The following is a 16,318-nucleotide window of genomic DNA, read 5'->3' as shown; positions in this document are numbered from 1 at the left end:
CAAAATGGCAAAAGTGGCTTTTATCGGTTTGGGTGTAATGGGCTATCCTATGGCAGGGCATTTGAAAAAAGCCGGTCATGATGTGACGGTTTATAACCGCACGGCCAAAAAGGCTGAACAATGGGTAGAGGAGTTTCACGGTAAAAAAGCCGATACACCGGCCGAAGCGGCAAAGGGGCAGGATATTGTTTTTGCCTGTGTCGGCAATGACAATGATATAAGAGAAGTCACAACCGGCAAGGATGGCGCGTTCAAAACAATGGCAAAGGGAAGTGTTTTTGTCGACCACACGACGGATTCGGCAAAAGTTGCCCGCGAGCTTGAAGGGGAAGCCGAAAAATGCGGTATCGGTTTTATCGACGCGCCGGTTTCGGGTGGTCAGGCCGGTGCCGAGAATGGCAAACTCACCATTATGTGCGGTGGTGAGAAGGACATATTTGAAAAAACCGCCGATGTCATGAAAGCCTATGGTATTTCGGTAAAGCGGCTTGGAAAAAGCGGCAGCGGGCAATTGTGCAAAATGATAAACCAGATTTGCCTTGCCGGTGCTGTTCAAGGCCTTGCCGAAGGGCTTGCTTTCGGTAAAAAAGCCGGCCTTGATATGAACGAGGTTCTCGATGTCATTTCCAAGGGGGCTGCCGGTTCATGGCAAATGTCGAACCGCGGCAGCACCATGGTTGAAGGCAAGTTCGATTTCGGCTTTGCTGTCGACTGGATGAGAAAAGATCTCGGCATCTGCCTTGATGAAGCGCGCAGTAATGGCGCGGTTTTACCCGTCACCGCTTTGATCGACCAGTTTTATGCCGATATTCAGGCAGAAAATGGCGGCCGGCTTGATACGTCAAGCCTTATCAAGCGGCTCCCGCAATAATCTTGATACCTCCAGTCTTATCAAGCGGCTGCCGCAATAATTCTTTAGCAGCCGTTTATCGGTTATAATTGTTTGCGGGGGGCATTGCGGTGATTGCGCCAAGCTTTCATCGCGCCTGTCAAATAACAAGCCGCCTGCTTTGCTTGAACCTTTCTTGCAAGCGGCGGTGTTACTCGCCGGTCCAACTTTTATATCAACCGGTTAAAGCCGTGCGGCTTTATTGAAGCATTTCAATTTCTGCCACATAAAGTTTCATCAAAAGCGTTGTTGGCGATCATGTGGTCGTGGCGCCAATGTTTTGTAACCGCCAATCACCATCGGGCAGGATTGTTTCAAAAAAGAAAGCGTGAACCTTTCTTGCAAGCGGCGGCGTTACTCGCCGGTCTAACTTTTATATCAACCGTTAAAGTCGCGCGGCTTTATTGAAGCATTTCAATTTCTGTCACTTGAAGTTTCATCAAAAGCGTGGGCGAAAGTGAATCATCATGGTGTGAACCAAATTCCCGAACCGCCAAATGTGCCAAAAGAAGAAAGCTCCTGCCTTATTTCATTTCTTTCATATTGTGGTCGGGCGGGCTTTCAAGGTCGAACCGCGAACAATCAATTTGCTTTTCAAAACGGTTTGCAGCACCGGTTTTAACGGGTTTTCGAGCCTTTCCATTAAACAATGATAGGCTTCGCGGGCAATGTCGCCAACCGGCTGGGCAATGGTTGTAATACCGTTAAAGACAAGTTCCATCCACGGTTCGTCATCAAAGGCTGCAAAAGCCAGTTGATCGGGCACAACAATACCGGCTTTGTTTAAAAATGCCGCTGCTTTTAAAGCGAGAACCCCGTTGGTGACGATGAGCGCATCAATTTGGGGATTTTTTGCAAGCGCATTTTTTAAAGATTTCGCCAGATTATCTTTTCCGTGTTTTATGGCTACGCTTTCACCTGCAAGGTGAAGTGCCTTGATTGCTTCATCAAAGCCTTTTTGCCTTTCAAAACCGGTTCGGCTATCAGCTCCATAAAGGCAAAGAATGTGTTTTCTGCCATTTTCATAAAGGTGATGCACAAGTTTTTTGGCGGCAGCATGATTATCGATAAGCACGGCATCATAAATCATTTCATCAGGCCTGCGATCAACAAGAACAAGCGGGCGTTGGAGTTTTGCCGGTCTCATTTTGCGGCTTGTTATGTGTTTGTGGCTTGTTAAAAGTGTAGGAGCAAGAATTATACCGGCAACATTTTCTTCCTCCATCAAGTCGAGATAGGCCTTTTCCTGCTCCGGATTTTCATCCGTATTGCATAAGATCACATGCTGGTTGCGGGTTTTGGCAATATCGTCGATTGCGCGGGCAAAGCGGGTAAAAAACGGGTTTCTGATGTCGGCAATGATAAGGCCGATTGTGTCGTCGGTTCGCGCCCGCAAACGGCGGGCGGCAAGGTTCGGCCGGTAACCGGTGGCAAGGATTGCCTCTTCCACTTTGCTTTTCAATTCATGGCTCACAACTTTGCCGGAAATCGCACGCGAAACAGTGGCAACCGAAACACCGGCAAGTTTTGCAACATCCTTGATTGTGGCAGCCATTCGATTTTTCTTTCTTTCTTGGTGCACTCACACATGAACGAGACGTTTTTTCCTTGAAAACGTTTCCAGAATTTGCTGTAGAATTATATGACAGAATTAAACAGTTGCTTGATATTTTTCAAGAAAACGTTTTCAATTCATTTTGAAAAGCCCAAGGGAGGAAACCCGTGGCAGCAGCATCTGAAAAGACAGCAATTCTTTCCGAAAATGCAATTTTGTTGAATGCGGATTTTTCCGACAAGGAGTCGGCCATTCTTGCCGCAGCTCAACTTCTTGTTGATGAAGGCGCGATTGAACCGGCTTATGGAAAAAGCATGTTGGCGCGTGAAAAGGTAGCCAATACGTGGCTTGGTTCTGGCGTTGTCATTCCCCATGGCATGGTGGAAGACCGCAACCTTGTCAACCGTGATGCGATTTCGGTTATTCAGGTTCCAAACGGGGTGGACTGGCAAAATGGCGAAAAGGCCAAACTGATTTTTGCCATCGCCGCCAATTCCGATGGCCATATCGAAATTTTAAAGCGGCTCACCCGCCTTCTTAGCCATCCCGACGCGCTGCAAAAACTTGAAACGACGGGCGACAAATCGGCCATTATGGCAGCCCTTGTCGAAAATGACGATGCACCGGAAAGTGAGGCCGCCGACCTTCAAGTAACCAAGGAATGGGTTCTTGATTATCCGTCGGGTCTTCATGCGCGTCCGGCGTCAATCTGGGTGGAATTTGCCAAAAAAAGCGGGCAAAAAATTCTCGTCCGCAATGGCAATAGTCAGGCCGATATGACAAGCCTTGCCGGTCTTTTGCAACTGGGCGGGAAAAATGGTGACACGCTTGTTTTTTCAACCGACGCGGAAAATGGTGAAGAGCTTCTGGGGGAAGCGGTTTTAATGGCAAGAAAAATCACCCTGAGCGAAAAGGAGGCGGCCGAAAAAGCGGAAGTGAAACCGAAGAAAATTTATGGCTTCAGGCCACCTTCAGGAAAAACGGGCATTGACGGCCTTTCGGCAAGCCCCGGCCTTTCTGTCGGCACAATTTTCATTCTGGAAAACGGGGCAGGTGAAGTCGAAGATAAGCCCGGCAAACTTTCTGAAGATGCCGCACGGCTTGAAAACGCTTTGGGGCGCACCAAAGACAAGATGAAAGCGATTGTCGATGATGTGACCCGTCGTATCGGCGCGTCGGATGCTGCCATTTTCAAGGCACAGGCCACCCTTCTTGATGATGATAATCTTATCTCTTCTGCCTGCCATTTGATGGCGGAAGGCCATGGCGTGGCATGGAGCTGGAACAAGGCGGTCGAAGAGGCGGCCAATGCCCTTCAACATATGGATAATCCTTTGCTTGCCGCCCGCGCGGTGGATTTGCGCGATGTCGGCGGGCGTGTCCTTGCCGAGATCGACCCGCTTTATGCCAAAGGCTCGTTCGAGAATATCGGTGAAGGGGCAATTATTGTTGCGGAAGATTTAACACCCTCCGACACGGCCAATCTCAATCCTGAAAAAGTCCACGGTCTCATCACGGCATCGGGCGGGCCAACCTCGCACACCGCCATTCTTGCGCGCACTTTGGGAATCCCTGCGCTGGTTGCGGCGGGAAACAAGGTTTTTGAAGCAAAGAATGGCGAAAGCGCGATTGTCGACGGCTATAACGGCATTTTATATCTTTCGCCCACGAAGGAAGATGTCGAGGCTGCACAAAAGCAAATCGTCAAATTGGCAGAAGAGCGTGAAAAAGAAGTTGCCGAACGCGCCAAGCCCGCCAAAACCACCGACGGCCATATAATCGACATTGCCGCCAATATCAACCGTCCCGATCAGGTCGCCTTTGCGTTGGATGAGGGGGCTGAAGGTGTGGGGCTGATGCGCACAGAATTTTTGTTTCTGGAAAGCACCGAAACGCCCGACGAGGAGACGCAATATAAGGTTTATCGCGATATGCTTTCGGCATTGGGCGGTAAATCGCTTATTATCAGGGCGCTCGACATTGGTGGCGATAAACAGGTTGCCCATCTTGATTTACCGAAAGAAGATAATCCGTTTTTGGGAGTGAGGGGCGCGCGGCTTTTATTACGCAGAAAAGACCTGCTGGTGCCGCAATTGCGCGCAATTTATCGCGCCGCCAAAGAAGGTGGCGATCCGTGGATTATGTTTCCGATGATTATGTCGGTGAACGAAATTAAAGAGTTGAAAACGCTTGCCGAAGAAATTCGCAAAGATCTTGCCGCACCGGTGTTGAAAATCGGCATTATGATCGAAGTACCGGCGGCTGCCATTATGGCCGATATTTTTGCTCCCCATGTCGATTTCTTTTCGATCGGCACCAATGATCTCACCCAATATACCATGGCGGTTGACCGGCAAAATCCCGATCTTGCGGCCGAAGCTGACAGCCTTGACCCTGCGGTTTTGCGCATGGTGGAAAGAACGGTTTCAGGGGCAGAAAAAGCAGGCAAATGGGTAGGCGTTTGCGGCGGCATTGCCGGTGACCCGTTCGGGGCGATGTTGCTTTCCGGCCTTGGTGTCAATGAATTGTCGATGACCCCGCGTGATATTGCAACGGTCAAGGCAAGGCTCAGGGCAAAAAGCCTTGCCGATATGCGCAAGCTTGCCAACAAGGCTTTGCAATGTGAAACCGCCGAAGAGGTTCGCGCCCTTGACGAGGCCAAGTCATGAAAATTGCAACACTCACCGTCAATCCGGCAATTGATGAAACAATCCATTTGAAAAAGCTTGAACGCGGGCATGTCCACCGTGCCGAAGAAGCACGTTTCAATGCGGGCGGCAAGGGTATCAATGTGGCAGCCTGCCTTGCCGATTTTTCTGTTAAAACGGCGGTCACCGGTTTTCTTGGAAGCGCCAATAGCCGGCTTTTTGAAGAGCTCTTTCAAAGCCATCATATCGAAGACCGCTTTATCCGCTATGAGGGGGAAACGCGCACCAATATCAAAATCGTTGACGAGGGCGAAACCACCGACATCAATTTACAAGGCGTAAGCCCGACGGTGGAAGAAATCGCAAAATTGCAAAATATTGTCGATGATTTTATTGCCGAAGGTGCACTTATTGTCATGAGTGGCAGCCTTCCCCCGAAAATGGATCCGCGTTTTTATAGAAACGAGGTTGAAAGGGCGGAAAGTGGCGCAAAAATCATTGTCGATTGCAGCGGAAAAGCGCTTCAGGAATTGTTGAAAGCGGAAAAACTTCCCCTTGCTATCAAACCCAATATTGACGAGCTTTCGGCCTTTTGCGGTCAAAAGCTTGAAAATGAAGGCGAGGTTTTAAACATTGCCCGCTCGTTGATTGACCGTGGAATGAAGCTTGTTGCTGTCTCTATGGGCGAAAAAGGCGGGCTTTTTGTTTCCCGTGAAGGGGCAATCCACGCGCAATATTTGCTTTCGGGCGTCAAAAGCACAGTCGGGGCGGGCGATGCCATGGTTGCAGGCATTGCAAAAAGCATTTCCGACAATGCAAAACTTGAAGATATTGCACGCCTTGGCACAGCCTTTGCGGTTGGCAAACTTCAAAAATTCGGACCGGCTTTGCCGGAAAAGACGATAATCGAAAATTTGGCTCAAAAGGTAGAATGTCGGCGGGTCGGTTGATCGCCGCATTTGAACGAGGAGAAGAACATGACTTTGATAGCCTTGATAGATGGTGCGGGCGGTGGTGTGCATAGTTTGCTTGCTCGCGAAGTTCTTCAAAAAGCCGCAAGCGAAAGGGGCGCAGTTTTAAGCCTTGAAATCGTCGAGACGGGAACTTTGCCGCGCATTCCCAAAGATGCCGGTTCCGATACATTGCTGCTTGTCAGCAACAATCATGATTGGCAAAGCGATCATATCAAAAGCTTCAAAGGGCAATTGCAAAGGGTCACATTTGAAGAACTCTTCAAAAACCCTTCTGCCATTATTTTCGGGGGGGCAAGTGAAAATGGTCGGGCAAAAAACGGAACAGAAAAAACAGCCGGTTCCGATGATCTTCGTCAGGATTTGAATGGCGCCAATCGCAGTCTTAAAATCGTTGCTGTGACATCCTGCCCGACAGGCATTGCCCACACATTCATGGCAGCCGAGGGGCTGACAGAAGCGGCCAAAGCTTTGGGCCATGAAATCAGGGTTGAAACGCAAGGGTCGGTTGGTGCCGGTACACCTTTGACAGCAGCCGAAATAGCCGCAGCCGATCTTGTTATTATTGCCGCCGACCGCGAGGTTGACCGCACGCGTTTTGCGGGAAAACGCGTTTATTCCTGCCCGACAAAACCGGCTATCAATAATGGTCAAGCTTTAATAAAAAAAGCCATTGAAAGCGCCGAAGTGCAAAAGCAGAAAGCGGTTCAGGAAGGGGAAAGCGCTGAAAGCAGTGAAACGGCCGGTGGTGTCTACAAGCATTTGATGACCGGTGTCTCCTACATGCTTCCGTTCGTTGTTGCCGGTGGCCTGTTGATTGCATTGTCCTTTGCCATTGGCGGCGTTGGTGTCACCAGTCAGGAAGGCACATTTGCCAATGCACTTTTTGTCATCGGCTCCAAGGGCGGTTTTGCCTTGATGGTGCCCGCACTTGCCGGCTTTATCGCCTATTCGATTGCCGACCGGCCGGGCATTGCACCGGGAATGATCGGCGGGTTACTGTCGCAAAATATCGGCGCCGGTTTCATTGGCGGCATTTTTGCCGGTTTCATTGCCGGTTATTCGGTTCGCCTTGCAATCAAATGGATAAAATTGCCGAAAAGCTTGCAAGGCTTGATGCCGGTTCTGGTCTTGCCACTCATTGCCACATTGATAACCGGCCTGTTGATGATGTTTGCTATCGGAACGCCGGTCGCAGCGCTTCTTAATTTCTTGACCGAATGGCTCAAAGGCCTGCAAGGCACCAATGCCTATCTCCTCGGCGCCATTATCGGCGGCATGATGGCAGTTGATATGGGCGGGCCGGTCAACAAGGCAGCCTATGCAACTTCGGTTGCACTCATTTCATCTGGCGTTTACGGGCCGATTGCCGCAACCATGATTGCCGGTATGACTCCGCCTATGGCTTTGGCACTTGCCGCATGGATTTTCCCCAACCGCTTTACAACCGACGAACGCTCCTCGAAAGTATCAACCTTCATTCTGGGGCTTGCTTTTATCAGCGAAGGATCCATTCCTTTCGCCGCACGCGATCCGTTCCGTGTCATTCCCGCGCTTGTTGTAGGCTCGGCTGTTGCCGGTGCTGTCGCTTTGGGGCTTGGCACGGGCCTCCGCGCACCCCATGGCGGCATATTCCTTGCTTTTATTCCGGGTGTCGTTATTAATTATATCGGCTATTTTGCAGCTCTGATTATTGGTACAATTGTTACCACTATTGTTCTTGGCATTTTGAAGCAACCGCTTGTTGCGGCAGAAAAAAAGGCCTGAACGACACACCTTCCTTTCCGCCATATGGTTTTATGGCGGAAAGCGGTTTCATGCGGAAAGCGGTTTCATGCGGAAAGTGGTTTCATGCGGAAAGTGATTGACTAAAACGAGCTTTTCAAAATTTTGCTTCGGGCGCGAGGTCACAAAACCGGAACCGCTTTTTTTGTTGAAAAAAGCGCCTTGCCGGTGAGACGCTCAGAGTTCTTCGCCGGTCAGACCTGCTTTCAATCGGCACAAGTAAATCCGGCATTTCGGCGATAGTCATTTAGAACAGCTTATCTGAAAAAAGTTTCAATCCCTTCATTTGGTAGGCCAAAAAATTCGTTCCACCCAATTCATTTTGTTTTTTAAAATTGGGAAGCGAGAGTTTATGGACTGCATTAAAAAATATCCGGTCTTTATCCTGAGCTATAGAAGCGCAATTCTATAATTTCGAGTTGTGGAAACGCTGCTCAATAAAGACAAGTAATAAATACATTGCCTTTACTTGCTTTTTTTCCGGTGAGAGATTTTATTAAACGGTGCGCACCGTGGCGGGCTTTTGAATAAGCTTTGAAAACGCTAGCCATAAAGGCAATCTGAAAGGCAAAATTGATGACAAATAACAAACCGGAAATGGCAATTGCCTATGACTTTGATGGCACATTGGCCGACGGTAACATGCAAGAAGCGCAGTTTTTGCCCAATATCGGTATGAAGCCGAAAGACTTCTGGGAAGAGGTCAATCAATTGGCAAAGGAAAATCAGGGCGATAATGTGCTCATCTATATGAGCCGGATGCTCCGCAAAGCCGAGGCCGCCGAAGTTCCGGTTCGGCTTGAAGATTTCAAGAAACTTGGCGAAACAGTCAAATTGTTCAAAGGTGTCGAAAGCTGGTTTCAACGCATCAATGTTTACGGAAAATCAAAAGGTGTGGAGGTCAAACATTACCTGCTTTCTTCAGGGAATTATGAAATTATTGCCGGAACGGCGATCGCAAAAGAGTTTACTGAAATTTACGCATCCAAATTCTTGTTCGACGCAAATGGCGTTGCTTTTTCACCGGCCTTGGCCGTCAATTACACAACCAAAACACAATATCTCTTCCGCATCAACAAAGGCGCGTTCGATCTGAGCGACGATGTCAAGGTCAATCAATATGTGAACAAGGCAGACCGTCCCGTTCCCTTTGAAAATATGGTCTATATTGGCGACGGAACAACAGATGTTCCCTGTTTTCGCCTGGTCAAAGATCAGGGCGGGCTTTCTATTGCGGTTTATAAAGCCAATAAAAATGGCGCACACGAAACGGCGTCGAAATATATAGCGGATGGCCGTGTCCAATGTGTCTTACCGGCAAATTATTCGGAAGGCAGCAAGCTTGAAGAGGTCATCAAGGCAAATATTGACGTTGTTGCTGCACGCTCTGCCCTTAAAAACCGGCTTGAAAAAACCAATAAGGGCATGGAAACGGTCAATGAAAAGCTTGAAAAAGCGCTAAATGAAATAGAGCGGTTAAAACAAGAGCTTGAAAAAACAAAAACGACGCTCCCGAAAACGGCTGAATAAGCTCTCTCATGCGCGGGCGAGCGGCTTTCTTTTTGTTTATTAATCCGGCTTTTAATGGTGCATCACGCCCAATCCCGCTCAAAACAGGATATGGAGTTTGCGCAACAAGGCGACCGTTTATTCAAGCGAGTAAAACATCAATTCAATGGGACGAGTACGGGCAATTCGACCGGCAATTCAAGCAATAATTCAAACTTGAAATAACCGGTCATTCGAGCGGCAAAACAGGCGTTCGGCGGAACGCCTGTTTGCCATATTGCGATTTCAGAATGTTACACGCCCGCTAATGAAATAGGTTCGTCCGGCTTCCGGAAAACCCGCTTGAACCTGATAATTTTCGTCGCTGATATTGCGCACACCGCCGGTAATGCTGGAATTTTTGTTGATTTCATATTCGACAGAAATATTGCCAAGAACAAAAGCGTCGGTTTTCCGATATTCTTTCTGGAACGCGCCCTGATTATAGCGCGAGGAATTATATTCAAGGCTCGGAATGATGTTGAGTTTTTCGATCACCCGCATTTTTCCATAAATGAAAGCTTTATTTTCCGGTTTATTGGTGACTTTGATGTCATCGCCAGAGGGGGAGTCGATATGGCCGTGCATAAAGGTGTAATTGCCGCCGATTGCAGCGCTTTCTGTGGCCTGCCATTCAAAATTGAGCTCCACGCCCTTGTAATTTGCGCTACCAACATTGCGATTTTGCGCCATTTCTTTGCCGTCATCATTATAGATGCCGAGATAGACACCATCAATCATGTCATCAATATCGTTATAAAAGAGCGCAGCTCCCAATTTCAGATCGGCGGTGACAAGGTCGGACCAGCCGATTTCATAATTGGTGGCGCGTTCGGCTTTCAGGTTCGGATTGGGAACAGCCGAACCGAAACGCGCTGAAAACCTGTCTTTCAAAGTTGGAAAACGTGTGCGGCTTGAAACACTGGCGTGGATTTCACCTGTTGGCGTAATGTGGTTAATGGCAGCAAATTGCCAGTTCACAGCATCATCATTTGTGAGTTTATATTGGTCGATATTGCGTGTTCCGGAAACAACATAATCGGCGCGTTTCAAATCGCGATAGTCGTAACTCACCCCGCCGACAAGATCGAGTGTGTCCGTGGCATGAAAAGTATTTTCCAAAGCGGCCGACATAATATCTTCATGGTCTTCGGTAATGGGGTCGGCAATTGCATTTTTGAGGTCGGGTCTTTTGAAATTATATTCCTGATGCTCGTCACGGCGATAATGCAGCGCAGCCTTCAAGGTGTTCATGGGGATAAGTTCCGTTCCCCCTTCTATCGAACCGCCCCATCCCTTGTCATGATAGGTCGAGGTGAAGGATTTCGGCTTCATTTGCGTGTCGAAATGGTAATCGTCATAGCTGTCGATTGTATTGTCAAAAGCCGCATAATAAAGGCGCGTATTGACATAGGATTGAGAACCGATTTCTGTATGTGTGGCGCCAGAAACGGTTTCGACATTCCAATCAGGCCATTTCCAGTTGCGCTGGTTGTCGGAAGGTTTGCCCCCTGTCGAAAGGCCGTCTACCGGCTTGTCAACGGCATAAATCAAATCCTTGCGGCCTTCCTGTTTGGTATAATTGATTGTGTATTCATCGGTTTCATTGGGCGTAAAGCCCACTTTGAAATTGCCGCGCCAATCGCGAACACCGGAATTGTCACGTCGCCCGCCATCTTCGATCACGGCTCCCGCCACTTCGAGCGGGTTATAATGGCGCGACATGAAAAAGCCGTCGCTATCGCGATAAGCACCGCTTGCCATCAAATAATAGCCGTCTTGTTTGGTTCCGACATAGCCGGATGTCAGATAGGCGCTTCTCGAACCGGTATTACCAATGTCGATTGTCGGCCTTAACTCGCCTTCAAGTGCTTTTGTCGGTTTGCGCGTTACCAGATTGACTTCACCGCCCATCCCTCCGGGGCCGTTAAGAACAGAAACATAACCCTTCTGCACCTGTATTTCGGCCAGATCGGGTGTCAGAAAACGACCGGTATCAAGCCCGTTATCATAAGGGAGATAAACCTGTATGCCATCAATCAACAATGGCGCCTGATCCATGTCGAAACCGCGAATATAATATTTTTGTTCATTGCGCATCGCACCGGTGTTCTGGATGGTCACACCCGGTACAATTTTCAAGGCATCGTCGAGCGAATTACGGTTGTAAACGCGTATGTCTTCGGAAGAAACAGTGCTTTGTGAAATCGTTTCACCGGCGGTCTGCCCCCATTCACGGTTATTGGCAAAAACAACAACCTTGCCTAGTTCATAAGCTCCGCTAGCTGCACCGCTTCCATTATCAGAAGCGGCTTTGGCGCTCTTGGTCGTATCAGGCGTTTTCGTGTTTTTCTGGTTGTCCGAATTGGTGTTTTGCTGTGTGTTGGAGGTTTTATTGTTTATCGGGTTTGAAGAATTTTCTTCTGTCGTTGTGGGGGAGGCGTTTTGTGCAATTGCCGGATGAAGCAGCACAAAAGAGGAAAAAGTGGCAAGAAAAAGCTTTTTTCGACAATGGAGAGTCATGAGCGTGGTTTCCGGAAATTGCACTAAAGAAGCGATTGCTCATCTTTAGCGATTAAACAAACGGGGCGAAAAATTCTGTTCTCATTTCTGTTGTGTCGTTATATAGGTAAACAATATAGCGTATAACGTTATATAGTTAAGATATATAACGAATCCCATTCATAAAGCCCTCAACCATAGATGTAAAGGTGCTCACGATCATGGCAGAAACTTATCCCGTTTTTTCGCGTTTTACGGCGACGAGATATTGGCAAGCAGTCTTTATAGTTTTTGTCATTTTTCTAATCGCTTTTTTTCCAAATCATTCATTGGCGCGCGAGCTTCGTGATGTCAGCGGCGTCACAATAACGGTTCCCGACAAGATCGAACGGATTGCCGCCGCCGGTCCTCCCGCGTCGATTTTTCTTTATTCGCTCGCTCCCGATTTGATGCTTGGCTGGCCCAACCGGTGGAATCCCCGCTCGATAGAGTTTCTGGGCGAACCTGCCACAACCATGAAAATCATCGGTTCGATCGGGGGCAAAAGCGGCGCTGAAAGCAATCTTGAATATCTTATTGCCAGTAAACCCGACATCATTATTGATCTTGGCAATCACGGTAAGACCAATCTGTCTATTGCCGAAAGAGTAAGGAACCGCACAAACATACCGTTTGTTCTTTATGATGGCAGTATAGATCAACTGCCCCATGCCTATCGTGAAGTCGGCGAGCTCATCGGCCGGAAGGATGAAGGGGAAAAACGCGCTGCCTTTATAGAAAATCACTTGGCAAAAATCGACAGGATCATCGCAACCATTCCTTATAGTGAACGTCCCGGAATATATTATGCGCGCGGCATGAACGGGCTTGAAAGCGGTGGCACAAAATCCATCCACGCGGAAACAATCGAGCTAGGCGGCGGGCGTAATATAATCGGCGAAGTTGGCGGCAATACCGGCATATTGCAAGTTTCAGGCGACCGGATCTTGGCACTTGATCCGGATATTATTGTCGCTTCGGATAGCCGTTTTGCCGATATGGCCAAAAATGATCCGGTTTGGAAAAATTTAAGGGCAGTCAAAACCGGACATGTGCTTACAGCGCCTTCTTTACCTTTCAGTTTTATCGATCTTCCACCTTCCGTCAATCGTGTGATCGGTGTGATGTGGCTTGCCCATCAACTCTATCCCGATCGCTATGAGGGAGATTTCAAGGCCGATTTGAAAGAGTTTTACGCGCTTTTTTATCATGTTGATCTTGATGACAGTAAAATTGATGCAGTTCTCGGCCTTGCAAAGGCCGAACAATGAAACATTCAATAAGACGAGGCGCAATCTATTGGGGGCTTGCAATCATGGCCATCATGGCGATGATTGTGCTCAATTTGTGCGTGGGAGCCTATCCGGTTTCTTTCCATGACTTATATGACTGGCTTTTATGGCGTTCCGGCGCTGCTTTAACGGTTGATGAAAATGTAAGAGTCATTATCGAAAATATTCGCGCTCCACGTATTATTGCCGCTCTGGTTATCGGTGCCGGGCTTTCCTGTGCAGGTGCGGCTTATCAAAGCCTGTTTCGCAATCCGCTCGTCTCCCCCGATTTACTTGCAGTCTCTTCGGGGGCAGCACTTGGAGCATCTCTCTCCATTCTGTTTTCACTGAATTTCGTCTTTTTGCAATTTGGTGCATTTCTGGGGGGCGTGGCGGCTGTTTGTGTTGTTATTGCCATTGCCTCGCTTGCCCGTCATCGCGATAGAATCCTGTCTCTCGTCCTTGCCGGTATTGTTGTCAGCTCCCTGTTGGGCGCGGGCGTTTCACTGGTAAAAATTCTGGCCGACCCTTATGAGCAACTCCCATTATTGACATTCTGGTTACTCGGCAGCCTTTCGCGCATCCAGAATTATGAAATATTTCCTCTGGTTCCGGTTTTTATCATCGCAATGGGTCTTATCATCGCCATGCATTTCCGGATTGATGTCATGACTGTCGGCGAAGAAGAGGCGGAAACTCTCGGTTTGAATGTCGTCCGCACCCGCTTGCTCGTTATTGCTTCGGCAACGCTTCTCACCTCGGCAGCCGTGTCGATAAGCGGAATTATCGGCTGGGTCGGTCTCGTTGTCCCGCATATGACGCGCATGATGGTCGGTCCTTCTTTTGCCCGCCTGGGGCTTATGTCATCCTGCGTTGGCGGGCTGTTTCTTCTGTTTGTCGATACGATTGCCCGCACATTGACGCTGGTTGAAATTCCGCTCGGCATTCTGACAGCCCTTATTGGCGCGCCGATATTCATCTTCCTTCTGGTGAAAGGGCGCACATGACAGAAGATAAGCTTCTATTGGTTCAAAACCTCACGACCGCCTATCATAACAAAATTATCACCAATGATGTGAGCTTTGATCTTGCCGGTGGTGAAGCCATCTGCATTCTGGGAGCAAATGGCGAAGGTAAAACCACTTTGCTCAAAACAATTCTCGGAATTCTGCCTAAAAAAGCGGGAAGAATTTGCTATGGCAATAAGGACATATCCACCCTCACAATTGCCGAAAGGGCAAAATGCGTAAGCTACGTGCCACAAAATAGCGCGGGCAATTTTACCTTCACTGTGCTTGAAATGGTGTTGATGGGAAAAGCGTCGCAAATATCGTTGTTTTCAAAACCGACAAAAGCCATGCGGGAATCCGCCTTAGCCATTCTGGAAAAACTCGAAATCGGTGATCTTGCTCATAAATATTATCCGCTTATCAGCGGCGGCCAACGCCAGATGGTTCTTATCGCGCGTGCATTGGTACAAAATGCAGGCCTCATCATTCTCGACGAACCGACAGCCAGTCTCGACTTTTCAAATCAGGACAAATTGATGCGCCTGCTCGCAAATCTGAAAAAGGCCGGCCAAAGCATTATCTTCACAACCCATCATCCCGATCAGGCCTTCTATTTTTCCGATCGCTCGCTTTTGATAAAACATGGCCATGTTATGGATTATGGTGATACCGGACGGGTCGTCGATGAAACCAATCTTTCACGCCTTTATAATGCGGATATAGCCATTGCCGATATCAGGGGCAAAAAAATCACCTATATCCGCGATTAAAAAACAGGTTTTGGCGATTAAGCCAATCACCGTCCGGCTATTGCCGGTCATCTTCGAGATAAGGCTTGATATTTTTGACAATTTTTTCCAAGAGCCGCAAATTGAAATCAAGGCCGATTTCATTGGCAACCGGTATCATGATTGTGTCAGCAAGCCTGACGGCTTCATCCTTTTTCATAAGCTCGACAATTTCTTCTGAACTTCCACAATAGCCACCTTCAAAAACCGTGCGGGCTTTTCTGTGGTTCGGCCATAAATCGGCAAGCTTTGCACTCACATCGTGGAATTGTTTTTTCTCTGCTTCATTATCAAGCGGCACCAATTCTCGAATAATGGCCACGCGCGGTTTCCGTTTGTGTCCGGCTTCCTTCCAGGCTTGCAGATAATGTTTGATATGATCCGGCTGATTGGCAAATTTGACCATTTTTCCGGTCTGGCCTGCTGTTGACGACGAGGTAGCACTTCCATTTTGTGTTTCACCGGTTTTAGCAGAAGTGCCAGCCTTCTTTTCTGGAATTGCCTTCTTTTCCGTCATGGCGTTTTTCTCAGTCATGGCTTTGTCGGTTTTCGGCCCGCTATTTCCGGCACTTTGCAAATTCAAACCGTGTTTGGCCGCCCATTCGGCACTACTAAGAGAACCGGAAGCCCACCAGATACGTTGCTTCAAGCTTGGCGAAAAAGGTTCGACACGTGCCATTCTGTAATCGCTTGGATCATCAGGAAAAGGGTTTTCCAATTTGATATTCTTTTCGCCATTCAACAGATCAAGAAAAATTTCGGCACGTTTGATAGCCATGTCGGTTTCATTCTGGCCAGCTTCCGGTTGATAGCCGAAATGGCTCCACCCTTCTATCGCTGACCAGGGCGCGCCTCTCCCAAGTCCGAGCTGTAAACGCTCCCCGCAAATAAGGTCGGTAGCACCGGCAGTTTCTGCCATATAAAAGGGATTTTCATAGCGAAGATCAACAACAGCCGTGCCAATTTCAATTCTGGTTGTTCTGGTACCGATCGCCGCCAAAAGCGGGAAGGGGGAAGAAAAAGAGTTGGAGAAATGGTGAATCCGGAAAAATGCACTGTCAACGCCAATTTCCTCGGCAGCAACAGCCATTTCTATCGTTTGAAGAAATGCATCGCGTTGAGATCTGGTCGAAGATTGATCCTGCTCGTTCCAACGGCCGAAAGAGATAAAACCGATATTTTTCAAGATAGACACCGTGATTTTTAATTCGTTATATAGTCGAGCTATATAACACTTCAAGAGCATCGTCAAAGCCACTCCTGTTTCCCGTTTCCGGCTCCGCAAACGAGTTTCCAAATTCCCATTGTTTCG

The 16,318-nt window shown here is 48.3% G+C and carries 11 protein-coding genes; 8 read left to right on the top strand and 3 right to left on the bottom strand.

Going from position 1 to position 16,318, the window contains the following annotated elements; translation table 11 throughout:
* Positions 1–4: 4 nt before the first annotated feature.
* Positions 5–871 (top strand): NAD(P)-dependent oxidoreductase, encoded by an 867-nt coding sequence (locus tag BBC0122_RS09055; RefSeq protein ID WP_077993195.1) that lies wholly within the window; start codon positions 5–7, stop codon positions 869–871.
* A 556-nt stretch (positions 872–1,427) separates the two neighbouring features.
* Here BBC0122_RS09055 and BBC0122_RS09050 read toward each other — a convergent pair.
* Positions 1,428–2,444 (bottom strand): LacI family DNA-binding transcriptional regulator, encoded by a 1,017-nt coding sequence (locus tag BBC0122_RS09050; RefSeq protein WP_077993193.1) that lies wholly within the window; start codon positions 2,442–2,444, stop codon positions 1,428–1,430.
* A gap of 167 nt (positions 2,445–2,611) precedes the next feature.
* Here BBC0122_RS09050 and ptsP point away from each other — a divergent pair, with 167 nt between their 5' ends.
* The 4 genes from ptsP (at position 2,612) to BBC0122_RS09030 (ending at position 9,378) form a co-directional block, all read left to right on the top strand.
* On the top strand, positions 2,612–5,113 hold the full coding sequence (gene ptsP, locus BBC0122_RS09045; protein WP_077993192.1) for a phosphoenolpyruvate--protein phosphotransferase: 2,502 nt from the start codon (positions 2,612–2,614) through the stop codon (positions 5,111–5,113).
* Positions 5,110–6,042: a 1-phosphofructokinase gene (gene pfkB, locus BBC0122_RS09040; protein WP_077993189.1), complete on the top strand. Its 933-nt coding sequence runs from the start codon at positions 5,110–5,112 to the stop codon at positions 6,040–6,042. Before ptsP ends, pfkB begins: the two co-directional genes overlap by 4 nt.
* Before the next feature lie 27 nt (positions 6,043–6,069).
* A complete protein-coding gene (locus BBC0122_RS13265; RefSeq protein ID WP_077993188.1) occupies positions 6,070–7,830 on the top strand; it encodes a PTS fructose transporter subunit IIC in 1,761 nt (586 codons plus the stop codon).
* Positions 7,831–8,424: 594 nt separating this feature from the next.
* On the top strand, positions 8,425–9,378 hold the full coding sequence (locus BBC0122_RS09030; RefSeq protein WP_077993186.1) for an HAD family hydrolase: 954 nt from the start codon (positions 8,425–8,427) through the stop codon (positions 9,376–9,378).
* Between the two features lie 264 nt (positions 9,379–9,642).
* Here BBC0122_RS09030 and BBC0122_RS09025 read toward each other — a convergent pair whose 3' ends face one another.
* A complete protein-coding gene (locus tag BBC0122_RS09025) occupies positions 9,643–11,919 on the bottom strand; it encodes a TonB-dependent receptor plug domain-containing protein (RefSeq protein WP_077993185.1) in 2,277 nt (758 codons plus the stop codon).
* A gap of 200 nt (positions 11,920–12,119) precedes the next feature.
* Between BBC0122_RS09025 and BBC0122_RS09020 the strand changes: the two genes are divergently transcribed.
* Genes BBC0122_RS09020 through BBC0122_RS09010 form a run of 3 tightly spaced genes read left to right on the top strand, consistent with a single transcriptional unit; the run spans position 12,120 to position 14,988 of the window.
* Positions 12,120–13,208, top strand: a complete 1,089-nt coding sequence (locus tag BBC0122_RS09020; RefSeq protein WP_077993184.1) for an ABC transporter substrate-binding protein — start codon at positions 12,120–12,122, stop codon at positions 13,206–13,208.
* Complete coding sequence (locus BBC0122_RS09015) at positions 13,205–14,215, top strand: FecCD family ABC transporter permease (RefSeq protein ID WP_210188141.1); 1,011 nt, start codon at positions 13,205–13,207, stop codon at positions 14,213–14,215. The genes BBC0122_RS09020 and BBC0122_RS09015 overlap by 4 nt, the downstream gene beginning before the upstream one ends.
* Entirely contained in the window at positions 14,212–14,988 is a 777-nt protein-coding gene (locus BBC0122_RS09010; RefSeq protein WP_077993182.1) for an ABC transporter ATP-binding protein, read from the top strand. The genes BBC0122_RS09015 and BBC0122_RS09010 overlap by 4 nt, the downstream gene beginning before the upstream one ends.
* A gap of 37 nt (positions 14,989–15,025) precedes the next feature.
* Here the strand turns inward: BBC0122_RS09010 and BBC0122_RS09005 are convergent, their stop codons facing one another.
* The gene (locus tag BBC0122_RS09005) at positions 15,026–16,192 is read right to left on the bottom strand and encodes an LLM class flavin-dependent oxidoreductase (protein ID WP_188318020.1); all 1,167 of its coding nucleotides are present in this window, start codon (positions 16,190–16,192) and stop codon (positions 15,026–15,028) included.
* Positions 16,193–16,318: the final 126 nt, after the last annotated feature.

The sequence above is a fragment of the Ditibartonella choladocola genome (genome assembly GCF_002007565.1).
Lineage (GTDB): Bacteria > Pseudomonadota > Alphaproteobacteria > Rhizobiales > Rhizobiaceae > Bartonella > Bartonella choladocola.
This window is presented reverse-complemented; position numbering and strand designations above follow the sequence as displayed.

Excerpts from the sequence above, each read along its gene's own strand:
- BBC0122_RS09055 (WP_077993195.1), top strand. The coding sequence starts at position 5 with ATGGCAAAAGTGGCTTTTATCGGTTTGGGTGTAATGGGCTATCCTATG.
- BBC0122_RS09050 (WP_077993193.1), bottom strand. The coding sequence starts at position 2,444 with ATGGCTGCCACAATCAAGGATGTTGCAAAACTTGCCGGTGTTTCGGTT.
- pfkB (WP_077993189.1), top strand. The coding sequence starts at position 5,110 with ATGAAAATTGCAACACTCACCGTCAATCCGGCAATTGATGAAACAATC.
- BBC0122_RS13265 (WP_077993188.1), top strand. The coding sequence starts at position 6,070 with ATGACTTTGATAGCCTTGATAGATGGTGCGGGCGGTGGTGTGCATAGT.
- BBC0122_RS09030 (WP_077993186.1), top strand. The coding sequence starts at position 8,425 with ATGACAAATAACAAACCGGAAATGGCAATTGCCTATGACTTTGATGGC.
- BBC0122_RS09025 (WP_077993185.1), bottom strand. The coding sequence starts at position 11,919 with ATGACTCTCCATTGTCGAAAAAAGCTTTTTCTTGCCACTTTTTCCTCT.
- BBC0122_RS09020 (WP_077993184.1), top strand. The coding sequence starts at position 12,120 with ATGGCAGAAACTTATCCCGTTTTTTCGCGTTTTACGGCGACGAGATAT.
- BBC0122_RS09015 (WP_210188141.1), top strand. The coding sequence starts at position 13,205 with ATGAAACATTCAATAAGACGAGGCGCAATCTATTGGGGGCTTGCAATC.
- BBC0122_RS09010 (WP_077993182.1), top strand. The coding sequence starts at position 14,212 with ATGACAGAAGATAAGCTTCTATTGGTTCAAAACCTCACGACCGCCTAT.